Genomic DNA, 20,135 nt, shown 5'->3' on the forward strand with positions numbered 1-20,135 from the left:
CTGGAGAGACGTATGCCAGAAGCCCTAAAGATCGGCACACCAAAGGAAACCTTCCCCGGGGAGAACCGTGTGGCGATGACACCCGAATCCGCAAAGCAGCTGCAGAAGCTCGGCTTCACCTGCCTTGTGCAAAGCGGAGCCGGAACCGCCGCCGGATTTTCCGACCAGGCTTATGAAGAAGCCGGTGTCGAAATCGTCAAGACTGCTGCAACCCTCTGGAAAAATTCGGACATCGTGACCAAGGTCCGGCAGCCGGACGACAAGGAATTGGGCTATCTGACCAAGGACAAAACCCTCATCTCCTTCTTCAACCCCGGCAGCAACGCCGACGGGCTGGAGAAAGCGAAGGAATCGGGCGCCAACGTCATTGCCATGGAAATGGTGCCGCGCATCTCGCGTGCCCAGAAGATGGATGCTCTCAGCTCCATGGCCAACATCGCCGGCTACCGGGCCGTCATTGAGGCCGGCAACAATTTCGGCCGCTTCTTCACCGGCCAGATCACGGCTGCGGGCAAGGTTCCGCCGGCCAAGGTGCTGATTGTCGGCGCAGGCGTCGCAGGCCTTGCCGCCATCGGCACCTCCACGTCGCTTGGCGCAATCACCTATGCGTTTGACGTTCGCCCGGAAGTGGCCGAACAGGTCGAATCCATGGGGGCGCAATTCGTCTACCTGGATTTTGAGGAAGAACAGCAGGACGGCGCCGCGACCGGCGGTTACGCCAGCGTCTCCTCGCCGGAGTTCCGCGAAGCCCAGCTCGCCAAGTTCCGGGAACTGGCGCCGGAGATGGACATTGTCATCACCACGGCGCTGATCCCCAACCGGGAAGCACCGAAGCTCTGGCTGGATGACATGGTCAAGGCCATGAAGCCGGGTTCGGTGATCGTCGACCTTGCGGCCGAGCGCGGCGGCAACGTGGATGGAACTGTCAAGGACGAGAAGGTCGTCACCGAGAACGGTGTGACGATTATCGGTTATACCGACTTCCCCTCGCGCATGGCGGCTCAATCCTCCACGCTTTATGCGACCAACATCCGCCACATGCTGACTGACCTGACCCCTGAAAAGGACGGTCAGATCGTTCACAACATGGAAGACGACGTCATCCGTGGCGCGACCGTGACCTATGACGGTGAGATCACCTTCCCGCCGCCACCGCCAAAGGTGCAGGCAATTGCGGCAAAGTCGAAGGAAAAGCCGAAAGAGCTGACGCCGGAAGAAAAGCGCGCGCAGGAAGCAGCCGCCTTCAAGGCGCAGACGAAACAGCAGGTGACCCTGCTGGCAGTCGGCGGCCTGCTGCTGCTGCTGGTGGGCCTCATCGCCCCGGCCAGCTTCATGCAGCACTTCATCGTCTTCGTGCTGTCCGTCTTTGTCGGTTTCCAGGTCATCTGGAATGTCAGCCATTCGCTGCACACGCCGCTGATGGCTGTCACCAACGCCATTTCGTCGATCATCATCCTCGGTGCGCTGATGCAGATCGGGTCGGGATCCTTCCTGGTCATCCTGCTGGCAGGTCTGTCCGTCTTCATGGCCGGGATCAACATCTTCGGCGGTTTCCTCGTCACCCGGCGCATGCTCGCCATGTTCCAGAAATCCTAAGGAGGCCGGCAGATGGAATTCGGTTTCACAACCGCCGTTTACGTTGTTGCGGCTGTTCTGTTCATCCTGTCCCTGGGCGGCCTTTCCGGTCAGGAAAGCGCCAAGCGCGCGATCTGGTACGGCATCGCGGGCATGGGACTGGCCGTTGTCGCCACCCTCATCGGCCCGGGCTCCGGCTTGTGGCTGTTGTCTCTGATCCTGATCGCTGCAGGTGGCATTATCGGGTATTTTGTGGCGCAGCGCGTCCAGATGACCGAAATGCCCCAGCTCGTTGCAGCCATGCACTCGCTTGTGGGTCTGGCCGCCGTCTTCGTCGGCTACAATGCCTATATCGAACTCGGCAACGTGCTGGCGATGGGCGAAGAAGAGCGCCATGCGCTTGAAGGCTTTGCCGCGATCCTGGCGCACAAGACGCCGATCGAACAGTCGATCCTCAAGGTCGAGGTGTTCCTGGGTGTCTTCATCGGTGCCGTGACCTTCACCGGCTCCGTCGTCGCTTTCGGCAAACTGGCCGGCAAGGTGACCTCCAAGGCAGAAAAACTGCCGGGCGGCCACATGCTGAACGCCGGTGCGGCAGCGCTCAGCGTCATCCTGCTGCTGATGTTCCTGAACGGTGCGGGCATCTGGACGCTGATCCTGATGACGCTGCTGGCGTTCTTCATCGGTTACCATCTCATCATGGGCATCGGCGGCGCCGACATGCCGGTGGTGGTGTCGATGCTGAACTCCTATTCGGGCTGGGCCGCGGCCGCCATCGGCTTCTCGCTCGGCAACGATCTCCTGATCGTGGTCGGCGCGCTGGTCGGTTCGTCCGGTGCGATCCTGTCCTACATCATGTGCAAGGCGATGAACCGGTCGTTCGTCTCCGTTATCCTCGGCGGCTTCGGCAATACCACCGGCCCGGCCATGGAAGTGGAAGGCGAACAGATCGCAATCGACAGCGACGGCGTTGTTGCAGCGCTCGAAGATGCCGACAGCGTCATCATCGTTCCGGGCTACGGCATGGCGGTTGCCCAGGCACAGCAGTCGGTCAGTGAACTGACCAAGCGTCTGCGGTCCAAGGGCAAGGAAGTACGCTTCGCGATCCACCCGGTCGCAGGCCGCCTTCCCGGCCACATGAACGTGCTCCTTGCCGAAGCCAAGGTGCCATATGACATCGTTCTGGAAATGGACGAGATCAACGAGGACTTCCCGTCAACGGATGTCGTGATCGTCATTGGTTCCAACGACATCGTCAATCCGGCTGCCCAGGAAGACCCGAACTCCCCGATCGCCGGCATGCCGGTTCTGGAAGTCTGGAAAGCGAAGCAGGTCTTCGTTTCCAAGCGCGGTCAGGGCACGGGGTATTCCGGCATCGAGAACCCGCTGTTCTACAAGGAGAACACCCGGATGTTCTACGGCGACGCCAAGGCCAGCCTCGACAAGCTGCTGACCCAGATCGGCTAAGTCTGAGTGACGAGATATCGAGAAGCCGTCCCGGGAGACCGGGGCGGCTTTTTTGATGGCAGAGCCCCGCCCCATCCACCGTCATTCCGGACAAGCGCAACACAAGTTGGGCGCCGATCCGGAACCCAGATATCAGCGTGAGCGCAGCGAACGCCGCCGCTCTTTCAATTCCGGTTCGGTGTGCCTTCGGCACGAATATATCTGGAGTCCGGATCGGCGTTCGGCTTCGCCTGATTTGTCCGGAATGACGGCCCCTAAAAAAACGAAGGCCACCGGGATCCCTTCCAGGTGGCCTTTGTGTTGTTTCCAAAAGAAGTGCCCTATCCGCGAAGGCGGGCACCGTCCTTGTCGAAATAGAACGACTTGCCTTCCGCGATGCCGAAGCTCAACTCGGCACCTGGCTTGATGTCGTGCTGACCGAAGAGCCGTGCAGTGATCTGCTGGTCTTTCACCTTCGCGATCACGTTGGTGTCGCCGCCGAGCTGTTCCACATGCTGCACGGACGCCTTGAGTTGCCCCTGGTCGCTCTGGAACAGGTCTTCCGGTCGCACCCCCAGCGTGCGGGTGTCGCCTTCGCTAATCAGGCTTGCGGGCATGAAATTCATGGCCGGTGAGCCCAGGAACCCTGCCACGAACTGGTTGACCGGGTTGTTGTAAAGCTCCATCGGACTGCCGACCTGTTCGACGCGGCCAGCGCGGAGAACGACGATCTTGTCGGCCAGCGTCATGGCTTCGGACTGATCGTGGGTCACATAGATCATCGAGGTCTTGAGCTGCTGGTGCAGGTTTGCGATTTCCAGCCTTGTGTTCATGCGCAGCGCCGCATCCAGGTTCGACAGCGGTTCGTCGAAGAGGAACAGTTTCGGATGGCGCACGATGGCCCGGCCGATCGCGACGCGCTGGCGCTGGCCACCGGAGAGTTCCGACGGGTAGCGGTCGAGATAGTCCTCGAGGTTCAGCATGCGGGTAGCCTCGGCAACACGCTGCTCGATCACCTGCTTGCTCTGCTTTTCCTGCTTGAGCGCGAGGGTCATGTTGTTGCGCACGTTCAGATGCGGATAAAGAGCATAGCTCTGGAACACCATGGCAATGCCGCGTTTGGACGGCGGCGTCGTGTTCACGATCTCCCCGCCAATGCGAACCTCGCCGGAGGACACGTCTTCAAGACCAGCGATCACGCGCAACAAGGTGGATTTGCCACATCCGGACGGCCCGACAAAAACGACGAACTCGCCGTCTTCCACCTCAAGATTGATGTCCTTCAGGACATGGACATTGCCGAATGACTTGTTGACGTTTGTCAGGGTTAGCGCCGTCATGGCGTTAGCTCCTTTAGCATGACTGAGTGACCGGTGCGGATGCTCTCGTCGGCCGCCAGGCAAATTGCCAGCGACCGGACGGCATCCTGCATGTGCCGGCTGAGATCGATGTTTTCTGAAATCGCGCGCAGCATGAAAGCCTGCTCTGCATCACAAAGTTCCTGATGGCCAGGTTCGCCCGGCAGGTCGATGCGCCTGTCCCCTTCCGGTCGATGGACAAGAAGCCCGCCGACCCGCGTGTGGCCGTCAACATCGGCGGATGCGCCCTTGTCGTCCTCGACAATCGAGACAGAACCGGCGGGCGAGACAACATCCTTCACGAAGAAGGCTGTCTCGGACATCATCGGTCCCCAGCCGGCTTCGTACCAGCCGACCGAGCCATCGTCGAAGAAGACCTGAAACTGGCCGTAATTGTACATGTCAGGCGCAATTTCGTCGGAAAGCCGCAGGCCCATGCCGTGAACCTTAACGGGTTCGGCGTCGGTGATCTGGCACCAGACATCGACATAATGGACACCGCAATCGACAATAGGCGCAGTCGTCTTCATCAGAGCCTTGTGGGTCTCCCACTCCGCGCCTGTGCTCTGCTGATTGAGGTTCATGCGGAAAACATATGGTCCGCGAAGCTCCCTCGCCTCCTCGATCAACCGAACCCAGGAGGGGTGATGTCGCAGGATATAGCCGACCACCAGCTTGCGGCCGGTTTTCTTTGCGCAGTCGACCACCCGCGAGGCATCGGCCACGGTGGTCGCAAGCGGTTTTTCGACAAAGACATGGGCACCTGCCTGCATCGCAGCGACAGCATAGTCCGCATGGGTGTCGGAATAGGTGGAGATCACCACCAGGTCCGGTTTGGTCGTTTCCAGTGCCGTTTCGTAATCCGTGAAGACCGGATAAGCGGCAAGGTCCGGGTGCGTTACCTGCCCGGAGCGGTTGACGAGGCCGACGATCTCGGCCCCCTCATGCTTGTGGTGCGCCAGCGCGTGCGAAAGCCCCATGTTGCCGAGGCCGACAATCAGAACCCGGATCATTTGACAGCTCCCGAGGTAATGCCGCGGATGAGCTGGCGCGAGAAGATGACGTAAAGAACGAGCACCGGCAGGATCGCCATGGAAAGCGCTGACAGGACCGCGTTCCAGTCGGTGACGAACTGGCCGATGAACACCTGACTGCCGAGGGTCAGGGTCTTGGTTTCTTCAGCCGGGGCGAGGATCAACGGGAACCACAGATCGTTCCAGATCGGGATCATGTTGAAGACGGCAACCGTCGCCATTGCCGGACGCACAAGCGGCAGCACGAGGCGGAAGAAGATCGTGTATTCCGACAGCCCGTCGATACGTCCGGCGTTCTTCAGATCGTCCGACACCTGCCGCATGAACTCGCTCAAAATAAACACCGCCAACGGCAGCCCCTGTGCCGTATAGACCAGGATCAATGCCATCAGCGAATTGACCAGGCCGGTGGCAACCATCATTTCCAGAATGGCCACGGTGCCGATGCGGATCGGGATCATGATGCCGAGCGCCAGGTAGAGACCCATCAGCATATTGCCCTTGAAGCGGTATTCGCTGAGGGCAAAGGCCGCCATGGCCCCGAAAACCAGAATGAAGGTCAACGATACTACGGTGACGATCATGGAGTTCTGGAAGTAGAGGAAGAAATCCCCCTGCTTCATGACGGTCTGATAGCCGATCATCGAGAAGCTGTCGGCATTGGGCAATGCCAGCGGTTCGCGGAAGATCGCCTTTCGCGATTTGAAGCTGTTGATCAGGATCACGAAGACCGGGAACAGCGCGATCAGCGTGTAGAGGATCAGGGCGCCATGCATGGCGGCGGTGTTCAGCGGGTTGGTACGCGCCTTGTTCATGTGACGACCTCCCTTACAGCTGATATCTGCGCATCCGGGTCTGGATGCCGAAGAGGTAGAGACAGACGCCTATCAGGATGATCGCGAACATGGCGCTGGCGATTGCCGAGCCCATGTAGGGATCGCCGAGCTGAAGCTGGAACCCGAAGAACGTGCGGTACATGAAGGTGCCGAGAATATCGGTCGAGAAATCCGGCCCTGCCAATGCCCCCTGCGCCGTGTAGATCAGGTCGAAAGCATTGAAATTGCCGACGAAGGTCAGGATCGAAATAATGCCGATGGACGGCAGGATCAGCGGCAGCTTGATCTTCCAGAAGGCCGACATGCCGGTGATGCCGTCGATCTCGCCGGCTTCCAGGATCTCTTCGGGAATCGACAGAAGCGCGGCATAGATGAGCATCATCGGAATGCCCACGAACTGCCAGACCGAAATGAGTGACAGCGCAGTCAATGCGTATTCTTCCTTGCCGAGCCAGGGCGCGAACAGCGATTTCAGGCCGACGGCATCCAGCATGGAGGGCGCAATGCCCCAGATTGGCGACAGGATCAGCTTCCAGGCGAAACCGACAATCACGAAGGAGAGGATCGTCGGAATGAAGATCGCCGAGCGATAGAAGGCTGCGAACCGAAGCCGTGGGTGACTGAGAATGGCTGCCAGCGCGACACCGATGGGGTTCTGGACCAGCATATGAACGAGGAAGAACCAGAAATTGTTTCCCAGCGCGTTCCAGAACTGATCCGACCAGAGCGGATCGCCAAGAAGCGTGATGAAATTCTGCAACCCCACAAAGACGCGCTCCTGATCAACCTTGCTGTAAAGGGCAAGGCGAAGCGTGTTGAAAAGGGGAAAGATCATCACGGCCGTGTAGACAAGGACCGCTGGGGCCAGAAACACGACGATATGCCAGCGGAAGCGAGGCCTGCTCATAAGAAGCTCCGGTCAAATGCCCCGGGCAAGCCTTCGGCTTGTCCGGGATACAGATGTTCCTGGGGCAAGCCTTCGGCTTGTCCGGGATATAGACTTCCCAGGGGCAAGCCGAAGCTGGCCCGGGAACAGAGTTCCCGGGCGATGCGAATGCCGCCCCGGAAACCATTTGTCATTTGTGCAGATTACTTCTGCGGCTCGTACCAGCTTGCCAGGCCGTCCTGCAGCTTCTTGCCGAGTGCCTCTGGCGTTTCCGTGCCCTTGATGGCCGCAGCGGATGCACCCCAGGTTTCGTTTTCCAGGTTCGGTGTGCCGCGAGACAGGATCTGATAGGTGGACCGGATGGTGCTTTCGCACTCGCCGCGCCAGCTTGCGAATTCCTTCGCCAGCGGATCTTCCAGCTCAACAGGCGTCTTGGACAGCGGGAAGAAGCCCGGCAGAGCGTTGCCGAAGATGGCCGCAAATTCCGGAGAAGCCACCCATGCCAGGAATTCCTTGGCCTGTTCGGGATGCTCGGTCTTGGCGTTCATACCGATGCCGATATCGGTGTGATCGGAGATGTAGCACTTGTCACCGGCATTGCGGACCGGCGGCTTGAAGGCGCCCATTTCAAAATCAGCCTGGGTGTTGAAGCCGGAGATTTCCCAGCTACCGGCCGGATAGATCGCGGCGCGGCCGAGCGTGAACAGGTTCTGGCTGTCCGGATAGGTCTGTGCCTCATAGCCGTCACCCAGGTATGGCGCCCACTTTGCCAGCGTGGCGTAAGGCGCAACCCACTGCTCGTCGGTGAGCTTCTGCTCGCCTGCGATCAGCGCCTTGCGGCCTTCCTCGCCCTTCCAGTAGTTCGGGCCGATGTTGTTGTAGCCCATGGTGGCCGCTTCCCACTGGTCATTGGTGCCCATGGCCATCGGGATATAGGTGCCGTCTTCCTTGATCTTGTCGAGAGCGGCGAAGAACTCTTCCTCGGTCGTCGGAACTTCGATACCCAGTTCGTTAAACGCGTCCTTGTTGTAGATGAAACCGTGAATGACGGCGGCCATCGGAACACAGAAACTTGCCGAAGCGTCATCGGTCTGCCACGCGGCCTTTGCCACGTCGGAGAAGTTGTCCATGGCATCCATGCCGGACAGATCCGCCAGGTGTCCGGCTTCATAAAGCGCCAGCGAGGCGTCGAACGGGCGGCAGGTGATCAGGTCACCCGCGGAGCCGGCATCGAGCTTGGAGTTCAGCGCGGCATTGTATTCCGTCGGCGCGGACGGGGTGAATTTCAGCTTGATGCCGGGATGCGAGGCTTCGAAAGCCGGAATGATCTTTTCCTGCCACAGCGCGAGATCGTCGTTGCGCCAGCTTTCAATTGTCAGCGTGACGTCTTCGGCGAAAGCCGCGGACGTAAAGAGCGCAGTGCTGGCCATCGCCAGAGCGAGAATATTGCGTTTCATAAGACACCTCCGAAAAGTTCCATCCATTGCTGGACGTTCCATGGTGCTCGCTCACGACGTTGGAGACTATCCCGTTTCCTGGCCCGGCCTGCCCTAATAAGGCCTGCCGCTGCCTTTCACGTTTTTGTTTTACCGCCAGATACAGAACACCATGCGCCGGAGAGCTTCAGCCCTCCTGCTCGCGATATATAATACCTATTTGATACCACTTGTCGACCTATTAGTTTGAATTCGTGAAAATCATTTTTTGACCAAGAAATCATACTGTTGAACAGATTATTGGTATTATATTGGAATTATTTTTTATGGTTTTTCTGTTTAAAGGTATCATTGCGACACGTTTAAGATCGACCAAAACGGGCCAAAAGCGCCCTCTGCGACTGTCTTTTGAAAAAGACCGGCTCATTTCCGGCCTGATCAACGGCCTCTGCCCAGGTGTCGACTGTCTTGTCCACCAGAATATCGCGGCTGTCTGGCGAGCAACCTCTGGAACCCAGCCTCACCTACCCGTCATAAACACCTGATACCAATACGTTTTTCTGCTTAACAGCAATAACCGCACGGAAGACCGGCCTGCAAATGCAATTACAATGCGGACAATCGCTCGCGGCCTGGCTGCGCTTGAAAAGGAAACAGCCTGATAAGTGGCGAGGCAAGAAAATGCGGATCGAGACGCTCGCTCAGCTTTTGCATGTGCCGGCACCTGCACGATGCCGGCGACGCTGATCAATTGTCTGACTCGCGTCAGGCAGACTTGCAGTCAGGCAGCCAGGCGGCGGCCGTCCGCATCGAACAGGTGGGCCTTTTCAAGATCGAGCGCGATCCCAACCGGATCTCCGGATTTCAGCGCAAAATGACCGTGTTCGCGCACCAGTACCTGACCGATACCCGGCACATTGGCGTGAATATTGGTGTCGGACCCAAGATGTTCGACCAGTTCGGCGGTTCCGGAAATATGGGCCTCTTCCGGGGCAACGATGTTGAGATGCTCCGGACGGACCCCCAACTCCCGCGCGCCTGACTGACTGTTTGTCAGACCGAGACCAAGGCTCGCGCCGTTCTTCAGCGAAAGCCGGCCTTCCTTCGGTTCGATATCCAGGATGTTCATTGTCGGGGAGCCGATGAACTGGGCTACGAACTTATTGGCCGGCGTGTCATAAAGCTCCAGTGGCGTACCGACCTGCTGGATGTCGCCGGCATTCAGAACCACGATCCGGTCGGCCAGCGTCAGGGCTTCCACCTGGTCGTGGGTCACATAGATCATCGTCGCCTTCAGCCGCTGGTGCAGCCGGGCGATCTCCAGGCGCATCTCGACACGCAGCGCCGCGTCGAGGTTGGACAGCGGTTCGTCGAACAGAAAAGCGCTGGGGTCACGCACGATGGCCCGGCCCATGGCAACGCGCTGACGCTGGCCGCCAGAAAGCTGCTTCGGCAGCCGTTCCGTCAGCTTGCTCAGACCAAGTGTCCTGGCAGCTTCCTGCACCTTGCTCACACGCACCTCGTTGGCCGCTTTGCGGATTTCCAGCGAGAAGCCCATGTTGCGGGCAACATCCATATGCGGATAAAGCGCATAGGACTGGAACACCATTGCCATGTCTCGGTCACGAGGCGGCACTTCGTTCATGCGTTTGCCGTCGACGGTGAAATCGCCATCGGTAATCGGCTCCAGCCCGGCGATCATGCGCAGCAGCGTGGACTTGCCACAGCCGGACGGTCCAACCAGCACGATGAATTCGCCATCGTCGATGGTGAGGTTGATATCGCGCATCACCTCGACGGAACCATAGGCCTTGGCGATGTTTCTGAGTTCAATACGAGCCATGATCCGGGTCTCCTACCCTTTGACGGCGCCAGAGGTGAGCCCCTGGACCAGATAGCGCTGGATGAAGATGAAGAACAGGCAGGACGGCACGAGGGCGAGGACGCCGGCCGCCATCATCTGCCCCCAGTCGACAGAGAACTTCGAAACGAACGTCAGAAGGCCGACCGGGAAGGTCATCGTGTCGTTGGAGTTGATCAGCATGAGGGCGAAGAGCAGCTCGCTCCACGCTGCGGTGAAGACGAACCCAAGTGTCGCCCCCAGCCCCGGCAGCGTCAGCGGCAGGATGATCTTTCTCAGCGCTTCGAAACGGGTGCAGCCGTCGATCATGCCGGCCTCTTCCAGGTCCTTCGGAATGCCGTCGAAGAAAGACTGCATCAGGAAGGTGGCAAAGGGGATGTTGAAGGCCGTGTACACAATGATCAGGCTGGTGAGCGAGTTCAGCAGCCCTACTGCGGCAACGATCTTGTAGATCGGGGCAATGATCATCAGCAGCGGAAACATCTGAGTGATCAGCATCAAGGCGATGATCACGCGTTTGCCGCGGAACGCGAACCGCGAGAAGGCGTATCCGGAAGCTGCAGCTATGGCCGTGGTGATGGCCGCAGTGCCGACGGACACGATCACACTGTTCTTGAAGTAGGACAGGAAGTCCGTCGCGATCAGAACGGTCTGGAAATTCTCGAAGGTGAACTCGCTCGGAAACAAAGCCGTCCCTTCGGTGAAGATAAGCTTGTCCGGCGTGATCGCGATTTTGACGAGCCAGTAGAGCGGAAACAGCGCAAAGGCGACGTAAAACCCGAGCGCCAGATATTTCCCCGTGACCGCCAGAGGCGAGCTTTTACGTAGGGCACTCATGGAAGCACCTCAGATCTTGACCAGTTTCCGGCGCAGCACCAGCAGGATTGCTGCATAGATCAGCAGCAGACCCAGGAGCGCGACCGCGATTGCGGAGGCATAGCCGAAATCGAGTTTCCGGAAGGCGGTTGTGAAAATGTAGGTCGACAGGATCTGCGTCGAGTTTGCAGGTCCGCCGCCGGTCATGACGAAGATGAGATCGGCGAAGTTCGCGATCCAGATCGTCCTCAACATGACGGTGATTGCGATCATCGGCGCCAGGAACGGCAACGTGATCTTGGTGAAGGACTGCCAGGCAGTGGCGCCGTCGATTTCCGCAGCCTCGTAGAGTTCGCCCGGAATGGACTGCAGCGCCGCCAGCAGCGTGATGGCAAAGAACGGAATACCGAACCAGACGTTGGCGGTCACCGGCCCCCACATGGCAAGGTTCTTGTCGCCCAGGATGTTGAACGGCTCGGACAGGATACCAAGCGCAGCCAGCCAGTGCGGCAGCGGCCCGATGGTCGGGTTGAAGAGCCAGGCCCAGGTGAGCGCCGACAGGAAGGTTGGGACCGCCCAGGGCAGGAACACGAGTGCCTGGACGATGCGCTTGCCGTGGAACTGGGTGTTCAAAAGCATGGCAAGGCCAAGACCCAGGAAGAACTGGAAGAAAATCGACCCGAGTGTCCACCAGAAGGTGTTGGTGAGCGCCAGCCAGAACTTCCGGTCCGACCACAACGCTTCGAAATTGGCCAAACCGACCCAACCCGACTGGAACGGGCGCAGCAGGTTGACGGCCTGAAAGGCGTAGGAAATGCCGATCACCAGCGGCACCAGCATCACCAGGGCAATCAGTACGATTGCCGGGGTCAGGTAGAGATACGGCTCCACCATATAGCGAAAGTAAAAGGAGGGCCGAGCCCGGGATTTTTTCCCGGGCTCGACAGTGTCGGTCATGGTCATTGCGCAGCTTTCCAGCGGCCATATTCTTCCGTCAGGAACTCCGCCCATTTATCGGCCAGTTCCTGAGCGGTGAGATCACCGAGCAAGGCTTCCTGACTGGATTCAAGAGCAATGGAATCCGCGAAGTAACCGAACTGCTCAAGGTAAGTCGGCATCACCGTCGGGATGTACTGATCGCCGTTCAGCGTGTCGAACCAGCCTTTGAACTGCTCGGTCTTGAAGTACGGATCCTGCTCGGCGCCTTCGTGGATCGGGATAACGCCAACGCGCTTTGCCCACTCCTTGTTGGCTTCCGGGCTGGACAGATGCGAGATCAGCTTCCACGAAAGATCTTCGTTGCTGGTCGTGTCGAAGATGGCCCAACCGGCGAAACCGATGGTCGGAAAGGCCTTTCCGGCCGGACCGACAGGCATCGGCACCACCGCGAAGTCTTCCGGTGCCATACGCTCGGCAACCGCGATCAGCGCGTCCGGGTCCTGGTCAAGGAACGCGCAGGTTCCCGAATAGAAGCCGGCCACGATCTCGTTGAAGCCCCAGCTCACCGAATCCTTCGGGGCATAGCCCTTCTGGTACATGTCGATCAGAAACTGGATGCCTTCGACGGAGCCCGGCTGGTTGAGCGTGCTCTTGCCGTCCGCGTCGAAGAAGGTGTTGTCTCCGTTCATGGTGGCGGCCATCATGATCCAGCCGTTGAGCCCACCAGGTCCGCCACGCAGACAGTATCCGTATTTTCCGTCCAGCTCGGACACGGCCTTGGCCGCGTCCATGAATTCCGCCATCGTGCTCGGCGGATTTTCAACACCGGCTTCCGCCAGCAGCTTCTTGTTGTAGAACATGGCGCGCAGATAGAAGCCGTATGGGATCATCCGGGCGGTCTTGCCGTCGGTCTGACGGCCCATGTCCAGGGTCTTCTGGGTCAGCGTTCCGCCATATTCCCAGCTCGCGATCTTGTCATTGAGGTCAACCAGCCGGTCCTTGTAGATGCCCGCCCAGCGATCCGGCATTTCAACGACATCCGGAATGTCGCCACCGGCAACCATGGTTGCCAGCTTTTCAAAGGCCTGGCCCCAGGGCAGAGAGACGATTTCGACTTCCGTACCCGGGTTGGCAGCTTCGAAGGCATCCACTTGTTTCTGCAGCACTTCCGTGCGCTCCGGGCTGGTGATCACTTCCACCAGTTTCAGGGTTTCCGCGCTCGCTGCCGAGCCGGCCAGAAACGCCAAAGCGCTAATTGCTCCTATCAATCCCCTCATCGTTCAACTCCGCTTCTTTCAGGTTTGGTTTGAAATACGCCGTCTTATGTCCGGGCGCTTTTGCTCAGGGCCGCATCGAAATCGGCCCAAAGATCGTCGGGGTCCTCCAACCCCAGGCTGAGGCGTACGATCCGGTCGGAGACGCCAAAGCGTTGCATTGAATTCTTCTCGCCCGCCTGGTTGAGGCCGATCCGCGTCGGCAGGATCAGGCTTTCAAAACCACCCCAGCTCACCCCAAGGCGGAACAGCTTCAAACTATCGGCAAGGTTCGGGATATCGACGTTGTCGTTCAGCGCAACGGACAACAGACCCGAGCGGCCGGTCAGGCCGGGCACGATGTTCGGGCCGGGCGAATGCACCACGCTGACATGCGGGTGGTTGGACAAGCGGTCGACAAACAGGTTTGCGGTTGCCTGATGCTGGCGCATCCGCGGCCCGAGCGTGCGCAGGCCTCGTGTCAGCAGAAATGCCTCGAAAGGCGCCAGCTTGCCGCCGAGCAAGGGCAATGTCAGATCCCGGATGGCGTCGATGAGATTCCGGCTGGCGACCACAACGCCGGCAACGGTGTCGGAATGGCCGGACAGGTATTTGGAAGCCGAATGCAGCACAATATCAATGCCGAGAGTGAGCGGGCGCTGGAACAGCGGCGTTGCCCAGGAATTGTCGACCACCGTTATCGTGCCGTGCTTCTTTGCATGAGAGGCAACGAGTCCGAGATCAAGCGTCTTGAAAACAATGGACGTCGGACTTTCCAGATAGGCGAGCTTCACGCCCTTGAGCAGGTCCGGATCTGTCTGGAACTCTTCGACCGAGTGATAGCTGACGCCGACGCCGAAAGGCCTCAACATGCGCTCAAGCAGGCGGTAGGCATCCGGATAGACATGTTCGATACAGGCAATACGGTCGCCTGGTTTGACGAAGGCAAGAATGGTTGAGGAAATAGCTGCCATGCCTGAGGCAAAACCGACGGCAGCCTCGCCCTCCTCCGCCTGTGCCATCAGCTTTTCAAAAGCCGCCACCGTGGGGTTTTGTACACGGGTGTAGAGCGGCTCGCTTGAGCGGCCTGCCATCCGGTCTTCGAAAGCCTGGTAGTTTTCGAAGGTGAAGAGAGACGTCTGCACGATTGGCGGGGCCACTGCGCCTCCGCTCTCGGCAGCCGCCGTCAGCAGTGTCTCGATCGAATATCCACCCGGCATAGTGTCAGCCATCGTGTTCCTCTGAAATCTTCTGGGTTTCGGCACAGACCATGTCGATGATCGTCCCGGTCAGTTCCGCAGCCTTGTCCTCGTCGCCGGCAATGATCGCGTCGGCAAGCGGACGGTGCAGCGGAATGGTGTCCTGGCCGAGATGCGGTTTGCCGAAAGGCGCATCGTAAATGTCGTGAAAAGCTTTCTGGATCTGTTCAATGAACTGGCTGAACAGGGGATTGCCGGTCGCATCGTGAATGGCGTTGTGAAATCGATGGTCTGCAGGGCGCCAGTCCTCACCGGCCTCGTAGACCGCCAACAGTTCGGCCGCACGGGCATTGATAATGCGCCGCTGCTCGGGCGTTGCGGATCTCGTTGCGATGCGCACCGACTCGATTTCCAGAGGCCGGCGAACCTGTTGCGTGCGCAAGAGGCTCTCGGCCTCGTGTTTGATGGTCAGGGCCACACGCAGTGTGTTCGTTGATATTTCCGCGATGAGCCGTGTGCCGGCGCCTTTGTTGCGGCTGACGACACCCATGCTTTCCCAGGTCTTGAGCGTCTCGCGAATGGTCGACCGGCCAAAGCCGAGACGGCGCACCAGCTCCAGTTCCGGCGGCAGTCGATCCCCGACCTTGAGACCTTCCTGTTCGATCAGGCTGATCAGGGCACGCGGCACATCCAGCGGCTCTCGCGCCGATCCGGCTACCGTTTCCGGTTTAGGCTGTTCTGCATTTTCCGCCATGGAAAGATGTCGCCCCTGCTTGTTTCGGATCTAACGTTAGCACTTTGTCTGACATTGTAAATACTTTGTCAGACATAATTTCTGGACGATATTCCCTTATCCTCAAATCCTTGTTTTCAATAGCTTATTTTTGCTTCTCCCGATTATCCACAACTCCAACCGACCAGCTTCACCTTTGCTCTGCCCTAATGGCCGATCGACGCACGAGCCGGGAGAGGGTGTTGCAAAGCCAGGTGGAGACGTAGTCTTGGATCACGATTGTTTCTGCTTCCGATGCCAGATCTTCGTCGCGTTTCCGCCGGAAAGACGCAGCTCTGCATTATCGCCATCAAAACAAAAAGCCCGGCACGAGGTGCCGGGCTGCTTATTGACCCATCAGGAATATTTTGAGGGTCAGCCGACCTGGGCGGTCGCCTCGATTTCAATCAGTGCTTCGTCTTCGATGAGACCGGCCACGACGACGACGGACATGGCCGGGAAATGCCGACCCATCACCCGGCGATAGGCTTCGCCGACTTCCCTCTGGCGCGCGAGGTATTCGCGCTTGTCGGTAATGAACCACGTCAGGCGGGCGATGTCGGTCACAGCGCCGCCAGCGGCCTCGACGATGGCCACGATATTGGCGAGCGTCTGTTCCATCTGGCCGACGAAGTCATGGCTCTCGAAGACCTGGTCCTTGTTCCAGCCAATCTGGCCGCCGATGTGGAGCGTCTTGCCCTCCGTCAGCATGCCGTTTGCATAGCCTTTTGCCGGGGCCCAGCCGTCTGGTTGAATAGTTTTGACCGTCATCGATCCTGACTTTCCTTGTCTTCCGGACCAGCAAAAATCAATCCGACTGGATTGACCCTCTCAAGGCTGATCGTTTCCTGCCTGCGAACCAGTCCACCTTCAGGCGAACGCCGACTGATCCAGTAATCGTTGTTTGACCTGTTCCGGCCATGCTTGCGGCTTGCCGCCACCATCCACGTTGACGAGGGTAAGCTCGGTCTGAAAGCGCGCTTCGCCCTCGCAATCCGCAGAGATTTCCATGCCGCAGCTGGTGCGGCCAACCCTGGTCAGTTTCAGGTTGAAGACCAGATGGTCGCCCAACCGGCTGGGAGCCGAGAAACGGGTGCGGATTTCAGCGGTCGGCACGGCTCCCACCTTGTGAATGTCCTTGAAGGGCCATTCGACGACCTTGTCGAAAAACGCTTCGACGCAATCGTTCATCATCTCGAAGTAGCGGGGATAGAAAACGATGCCCGCCGGATCGCAATGCTTGAACAAGATGGGTTGCTCGAACCGGAACATTCCTCAAACCCCGATGTATTTGGTGGTGATGTCGTCAGTCAGCGCGTCGATGCCGCCAGTCCAGACGGACGTGCCGCGTTCCAGGATCGTCGCCCGGTCGCACACCTGGCGCAGTTCCTTGATCGACTTGTCGATGACGAGAATCGCAAGGCCCGTTTCCGCTTTCAACTGGCGGATCACGGACCAGATTTCCTGACGGATGACCGGAGCCAGACCTTCGGTCGCCTCGTCCAGGATCAGGAGCTTCGGATTGGTCATGAGAGCACGGCCAATGGCGAGCATCTGTTGCTCGCCGCCGGAGAGCGATCCCGCCCGCTGACCGCGCCGTTCGCCGAGCCGTGGAAACATGCCGACGACGCGCTCGAAGGTCCAGTCGCCGCGCCGGGCCGCCGCGATCAGGTTTTCCTGAACGCTCAGGGACCCGAAACAGCGCCGCCCTTCCGGCACGAGACCAAGGCCCAGTCTGGCCGCCTTGTGGCTTGGCAGGCGTGAAAGATCTTGCCCGTCGAACATCAGCGAGCCTTGCGCGGCAAGCATCCGGCAGATGCATTTGACCGTGGTCGACTTGCCCATGCCATTGCGGCCGAGCAGAGCCAGCACTTCACCTTCGCCAATTTCCAGATCGACGCCAAACAGCGCCTGGCTGGCACCGTAGGAGGCCGTCACATTGGACAGTGTCAGAAGACCGCTCATGCTTCGTCTCCCAGATAAGCTTCCTTAACGGCAGCATTGGCACGGATTTCGTCAACCGTGCCGGTGGCAATGACTTCGCCATAAACCAGCACGCTTATGCGGTCGGCCAGCGAGAAGACCGCATCCATGTCGTGTTCGACGAGCAGGATCGGCGCCTCGTGGCGGAGCTGATCGAGAAAACCGGTCAGCAGTTTGGAGCCCTCGGAGCCCATGCCCGCCATGGGTTCGTCCATCACGAGCGCCTTTGGTTTTTGTGTCAGCGCGACGGCAACTTCCAGCTGGCGGCGCTGTCCGTGGCTGAGTTCTGCCGTGCGCATGCGTGCCTGGTCGAGCAGGCCGACACGGTCAAGCGCCTCTTCAGCGGTTTCGCGCAAGGAGGTGTCCTTGACCACGTTGGTGAAGAACCGCCAGGGCCGGCCACTGGCCCCCAGGGCGCCGAGCAGCACGTTCTGGAGAACCGTGTCTTCCATGGCCAGCGAGGAAATCTGGAACGTTCGCCCCAGGCCAGCACGTGCCCGGGCCCGCGTCGGCTGGTGCGTCACGTCCTTGCCGAGCAGGCGGACCGAACCGGCGTCGGGTCGCAGTGTCCCGCAGATCTGCCCGATCAGCGTGGACTTTCCGGCACCGTTGGGGCCGATGATCGCGTGGATCTCTCCAGGTTTCAGGTCGATGGAAATGTCACGGCTGGCACGCAAGGCACCGAAGCTCTTGGAGATGCCGCTTGTCTGCAGAACAGCGTCAGTCATGAACAGCCTCCCGTCCGCAGAGCATGCCGATCAGCCCACCCTTGCCAAAGAGCACGATGACCAGAAGCAACAGGCCCAGATAGATGTGCCAGAAGTCGCTCAATGCTCCGAGCCAGTGTTCCAGCGCAACGAAGACCAACGCACCGATGACAGGCCCGAACAGGCGACCGACCCCGCCGATTATGATGAAGATCATGATCTCGCCGCTGGTCTGCCAACTGAACATCGTTGGACTGACGAAGCGGTTCAGGTCGGCAAACAATGCTCCGGCAAGACCGGTGATGGCGCCGGAGACGACGAAGGCAACAAGCTTGAGCCGTACCGGATCCAGACCGGCGGTTTCCACGCGAACGGGCACCTGCCTGGCAGCATTGAGAGCAAGGCCGAAGGGAGAGCCCGACAGCCGCCATGCAAACAGCAGCACAAGGCATAGTAACCCCAGGCAAAGCCCGTAGAACTGGATCGGATCCAGCGTGTTCAGACCTGGAAACCCGTTGCGAACGTAGATCGACAGTCCATCCTCCCCGCCATATTCCGCCCAGGAAATGGCGAAGAAGAAGAACATCTGGCCAAAGGCCAGAGTGATCATGATGAAATAGACCCCTGCCGTCCTGAGAGACAGGATTCCGATCACCAGTGCCGCAAGAGCGGACACAACCACCGCCACAAGCCAGATCACCGGCATGGATTTCGTGCCTTCGATCAGGAACGGCCATTCGGTAAGTGGGGTGTAGTTCTGGGCGTGGTAAGCCAGAATGCCCATGGCGTAGCCACCCAGGCCGAAGAAGACCGCATGGCCGAGACTGACGAGCCCGCCTAGGCCGAGTGCGATGTTGAGGCCGACGGCCGCGATGGCAAAGACAACGGCCCGCGTCATCAGGGTAATGGTGAAGGGTTCATCGGCGGTAATTGCCCAGAAGGGAATTGCGACGAAGAGCGCCAGCGTCAGCGCATTGAGATAGCGTTCCCGGATCATGCGCGCGCTCCGAACAGACCGGCAGGACGCAGGATCAGCACCGCAGCCATGAGAATGTAGATCGCCATGGAGGCGAGCGAGGAGCCAACGGAGGTGGCGGTCGACGGATCGAGAAAGAGCTTCAGGAGCTCCGGCAGGAAGATACCGCCAAGTGTATCGGTGAGCCCGACGAGGATTGCGCCCACAAGCGCTCCCTTGATGGAGCCGATACCGCCGATGACGATGACGACGAAGGCCAGGATCAGCACCGGTTCACCCATGCCGACCTGCACCGACTGGATGGCACCGACCAGCGCTCCGGCCAGCCCCGCCAGCGCTGCACCAAGGGCGAAGACGATGGTGTAGAGCCGGGCGATATCGATGCCGAGGGCTGCGATCATCTCGCGGTCGTTCTCCCCTGCCCTGATCTGCACTCCGAGCCGCGTTCTGGAAATCAGCAACCAGAGACCGATTGCAACGGCAAGACCAACGACGATCAGTGCCAGACGGTAGAGCGGATATTCAATGCCGCCCGGCAGCGTGACCGGGCCCGACAGGAACTCCGGCACATCCAGAAACAGCGGAAAGGAACCGAAGATCCAGCGTGTGCCTTCGGAAAAGATCAGGATGAGAGCGAAGGTCGCCAGCACCTGATCCAGATGGTCCTTGGTATAAAGCCGGCGAATGACCACCAGTTCGACCAGGGCGCCCGCGATGGCGGCACCGGCAAGTGCTGCCACGAGGCCCAGCAGAAACGATCCGGTGGCAGCCGCAACAGCCGCCGCACAGAAAGCCCCGATCATGTAAAGCGAACCATGGGCAAGGTTGATCAACCCCATGACGCCGAAGATCAAGGTCAGTCCGGCGGCCATCAGAAACAGCATGATGCCGAATTGCAGGCCGTTCAGAACCTGCTCTATGAGCAATATAAGTGACATAAGTACCCCGCCCCGTTTGCCGGTGCAGCTTCCTGCACCGGCTTTTGGGTCAATACCTTACATGCTGCACTCGGATGAATAGGCATCGCCATGATCGGACAGGGCCGTTCCGACGATCTT

The 20,135-nt window shown here is 59.3% G+C and carries 19 protein-coding genes; 2 read left to right on the forward strand and 17 right to left on the reverse strand.

Going from position 1 to position 20,135, the window contains the following annotated elements:
- Positions 1-12 precede the first annotated feature (12 nt).
- Positions 13-1,596, forward strand: coding sequence for a Re/Si-specific NAD(P)(+) transhydrogenase subunit alpha (locus tag V1T76_RS11475; protein ID WP_006931425.1), 1,584 nt, complete (start codon positions 13-15; stop codon positions 1,594-1,596).
- 12 nt (positions 1,597-1,608) lie between these two features.
- Complete coding sequence (locus V1T76_RS11480) at positions 1,609-3,042, forward strand: NAD(P)(+) transhydrogenase (Re/Si-specific) subunit beta (RefSeq protein ID WP_330560790.1); 1,434 nt, start codon at positions 1,609-1,611, stop codon at positions 3,040-3,042.
- Positions 3,043-3,362: 320 nt separating this feature from the next.
- On the opposite strand, the gene V1T76_RS11485 is transcribed toward V1T76_RS11480, so the two are convergent.
- The 17 genes from V1T76_RS11485 to V1T76_RS11565 form a co-directional block, all read right to left on the reverse strand.
- The gene (locus tag V1T76_RS11485) at positions 3,363-4,361 is read right to left on the reverse strand and encodes an ABC transporter ATP-binding protein (RefSeq protein ID WP_330560791.1); all 999 of its coding nucleotides are present in this window, start codon (positions 4,359-4,361) and stop codon (positions 3,363-3,365) included.
- On the reverse strand, positions 4,358-5,392 hold the full coding sequence (locus tag V1T76_RS11490; RefSeq protein WP_330560792.1) for a Gfo/Idh/MocA family protein: 1,035 nt from the start codon (positions 5,390-5,392) through the stop codon (positions 4,358-4,360). The genes V1T76_RS11485 and V1T76_RS11490 overlap by 4 nt, the downstream gene beginning before the upstream one ends.
- A complete protein-coding gene (locus V1T76_RS11495) occupies positions 5,389-6,228 on the reverse strand; it encodes a carbohydrate ABC transporter permease (protein ID WP_330560793.1) in 840 nt (279 codons plus the stop codon). Before V1T76_RS11495 ends, V1T76_RS11490 begins: the two co-directional genes overlap by 4 nt.
- Before the next feature lie 13 nt (positions 6,229-6,241).
- Entirely contained in the window at positions 6,242-7,156 is a 915-nt protein-coding gene (locus V1T76_RS11500) for a carbohydrate ABC transporter permease (protein ID WP_330560794.1), read from the reverse strand.
- A 182-nt stretch (positions 7,157-7,338) separates the two neighbouring features.
- Positions 7,339-8,592, reverse strand: a complete 1,254-nt coding sequence (locus V1T76_RS11505) for an ABC transporter substrate-binding protein (protein WP_330560795.1) — start codon at positions 8,590-8,592, stop codon at positions 7,339-7,341.
- A 760-nt stretch (positions 8,593-9,352) separates the two neighbouring features.
- Positions 9,353-10,414: an ABC transporter ATP-binding protein gene (locus tag V1T76_RS11510; protein WP_330560796.1), complete on the reverse strand. Its 1,062-nt coding sequence runs from the start codon at positions 10,412-10,414 to the stop codon at positions 9,353-9,355.
- Between the two features lie 12 nt (positions 10,415-10,426).
- On the reverse strand, positions 10,427-11,269 hold the full coding sequence (locus tag V1T76_RS11515) for a carbohydrate ABC transporter permease (protein WP_330560797.1): 843 nt from the start codon (positions 11,267-11,269) through the stop codon (positions 10,427-10,429).
- A gap of 9 nt (positions 11,270-11,278) precedes the next feature.
- Entirely contained in the window at positions 11,279-12,211 is a 933-nt protein-coding gene (locus V1T76_RS11520; RefSeq protein WP_442970108.1) for a carbohydrate ABC transporter permease, read from the reverse strand.
- Entirely contained in the window at positions 12,208-13,464 is a 1,257-nt protein-coding gene (locus V1T76_RS11525) for an ABC transporter substrate-binding protein (protein ID WP_330560798.1), read from the reverse strand. The genes V1T76_RS11520 and V1T76_RS11525 overlap by 4 nt, the downstream gene beginning before the upstream one ends.
- 44 nt (positions 13,465-13,508) lie before the next feature.
- On the reverse strand, positions 13,509-14,672 hold the full coding sequence (locus V1T76_RS11530; RefSeq protein ID WP_330560799.1) for an aminotransferase class I/II-fold pyridoxal phosphate-dependent enzyme: 1,164 nt from the start codon (positions 14,670-14,672) through the stop codon (positions 13,509-13,511).
- The gene (locus V1T76_RS11535; protein ID WP_330560800.1) at positions 14,665-15,393 is read right to left on the reverse strand and encodes a FadR/GntR family transcriptional regulator; all 729 of its coding nucleotides are present in this window, start codon (positions 15,391-15,393) and stop codon (positions 14,665-14,667) included. The genes V1T76_RS11530 and V1T76_RS11535 overlap by 8 nt, the downstream gene beginning before the upstream one ends.
- Before the next feature lie 393 nt (positions 15,394-15,786).
- Positions 15,787-16,182, reverse strand: a complete 396-nt coding sequence (locus tag V1T76_RS11540) for a RidA family protein (RefSeq protein WP_330560801.1) — start codon at positions 16,180-16,182, stop codon at positions 15,787-15,789.
- Between the two features lie 99 nt (positions 16,183-16,281).
- A complete protein-coding gene (locus tag V1T76_RS11545; RefSeq protein WP_330560802.1) occupies positions 16,282-16,683 on the reverse strand; it encodes an acyl-CoA thioesterase in 402 nt (133 codons plus the stop codon).
- 3 nt (positions 16,684-16,686) lie between these two features.
- On the reverse strand, positions 16,687-17,376 hold the full coding sequence (locus tag V1T76_RS11550) for an ABC transporter ATP-binding protein (protein WP_330560803.1): 690 nt from the start codon (positions 17,374-17,376) through the stop codon (positions 16,687-16,689).
- On the reverse strand, positions 17,373-18,122 hold the full coding sequence (locus V1T76_RS11555; RefSeq protein ID WP_330560804.1) for an ABC transporter ATP-binding protein: 750 nt from the start codon (positions 18,120-18,122) through the stop codon (positions 17,373-17,375). The genes V1T76_RS11550 and V1T76_RS11555 overlap by 4 nt, the downstream gene beginning before the upstream one ends.
- Entirely contained in the window at positions 18,115-19,098 is a 984-nt protein-coding gene (locus V1T76_RS11560) for a branched-chain amino acid ABC transporter permease (protein WP_330560805.1), read from the reverse strand. Before V1T76_RS11560 ends, V1T76_RS11555 begins: the two co-directional genes overlap by 8 nt.
- Complete coding sequence (locus V1T76_RS11565; protein WP_330560806.1) at positions 19,095-20,015, reverse strand: branched-chain amino acid ABC transporter permease; 921 nt, start codon at positions 20,013-20,015, stop codon at positions 19,095-19,097. The genes V1T76_RS11560 and V1T76_RS11565 overlap by 4 nt, the downstream gene beginning before the upstream one ends.
- Positions 20,016-20,135 lie beyond the last annotated feature (120 nt).

Origin of the sequence: Roseibium sp. FZY0029 (assembly GCF_036350355.1) — a bacterium.
GTDB lineage: Bacteria > Pseudomonadota > Alphaproteobacteria > Rhizobiales > Stappiaceae > Roseibium.

What these genes read in the sequence shown, in the direction of transcription:
- V1T76_RS11550 (WP_330560803.1), bottom strand. Translation starts at nt 17,376, where the DNA reads ATGAGCGGTCTTCTGACACTGTCCAATGTGACGGCCTCCTACGGTGCC.
- V1T76_RS11545 (WP_330560802.1), bottom strand. Translation starts at nt 16,683, where the DNA reads ATGTTCCGGTTCGAGCAACCCATCTTGTTCAAGCATTGCGATCCGGCG.
- V1T76_RS11500 (WP_330560794.1), bottom strand. Translation starts at nt 7,156, where the DNA reads ATGAGCAGGCCTCGCTTCCGCTGGCATATCGTCGTGTTTCTGGCCCCA.
- V1T76_RS11540 (WP_330560801.1), bottom strand. Translation starts at nt 16,182, where the DNA reads ATGACGGTCAAAACTATTCAACCAGACGGCTGGGCCCCGGCAAAAGGC.
- V1T76_RS11475 (WP_006931425.1), top strand. Translation starts at nt 13, where the DNA reads ATGCCAGAAGCCCTAAAGATCGGCACACCAAAGGAAACCTTCCCCGGG.
- V1T76_RS11480 (WP_330560790.1), top strand. Translation starts at nt 1,609, where the DNA reads ATGGAATTCGGTTTCACAACCGCCGTTTACGTTGTTGCGGCTGTTCTG.
- V1T76_RS11505 (WP_330560795.1), bottom strand. Translation starts at nt 8,592, where the DNA reads ATGAAACGCAATATTCTCGCTCTGGCGATGGCCAGCACTGCGCTCTTT.
- V1T76_RS11565 (WP_330560806.1), bottom strand. Translation starts at nt 20,015, where the DNA reads ATGTCACTTATATTGCTCATAGAGCAGGTTCTGAACGGCCTGCAATTC.
- V1T76_RS11525 (WP_330560798.1), bottom strand. Translation starts at nt 13,464, where the DNA reads ATGAGGGGATTGATAGGAGCAATTAGCGCTTTGGCGTTTCTGGCCGGC.
- V1T76_RS11495 (WP_330560793.1), bottom strand. Translation starts at nt 6,228, where the DNA reads ATGAACAAGGCGCGTACCAACCCGCTGAACACCGCCGCCATGCATGGC.
- V1T76_RS11485 (WP_330560791.1), bottom strand. Translation starts at nt 4,361, where the DNA reads ATGACGGCGCTAACCCTGACAAACGTCAACAAGTCATTCGGCAATGTC.
- V1T76_RS11515 (WP_330560797.1), bottom strand. Translation starts at nt 11,269, where the DNA reads ATGAGTGCCCTACGTAAAAGCTCGCCTCTGGCGGTCACGGGGAAATAT.
- V1T76_RS11520 (WP_442970108.1), bottom strand. Translation starts at nt 12,211, where the DNA reads ATGACCATGACCGACACTGTCGAGCCCGGGAAAAAATCCCGGGCTCGG.
- V1T76_RS11535 (WP_330560800.1), bottom strand. Translation starts at nt 15,393, where the DNA reads ATGGCGGAAAATGCAGAACAGCCTAAACCGGAAACGGTAGCCGGATCG.
- V1T76_RS11490 (WP_330560792.1), bottom strand. Translation starts at nt 5,392, where the DNA reads ATGATCCGGGTTCTGATTGTCGGCCTCGGCAACATGGGGCTTTCGCAC.
- V1T76_RS11555 (WP_330560804.1), bottom strand. Translation starts at nt 18,122, where the DNA reads ATGACTGACGCTGTTCTGCAGACAAGCGGCATCTCCAAGAGCTTCGGT.
- V1T76_RS11530 (WP_330560799.1), bottom strand. Translation starts at nt 14,672, where the DNA reads ATGGCTGACACTATGCCGGGTGGATATTCGATCGAGACACTGCTGACG.
- V1T76_RS11510 (WP_330560796.1), bottom strand. Translation starts at nt 10,414, where the DNA reads ATGGCTCGTATTGAACTCAGAAACATCGCCAAGGCCTATGGTTCCGTC.
- V1T76_RS11560 (WP_330560805.1), bottom strand. Translation starts at nt 19,098, where the DNA reads ATGATCCGGGAACGCTATCTCAATGCGCTGACGCTGGCGCTCTTCGTC.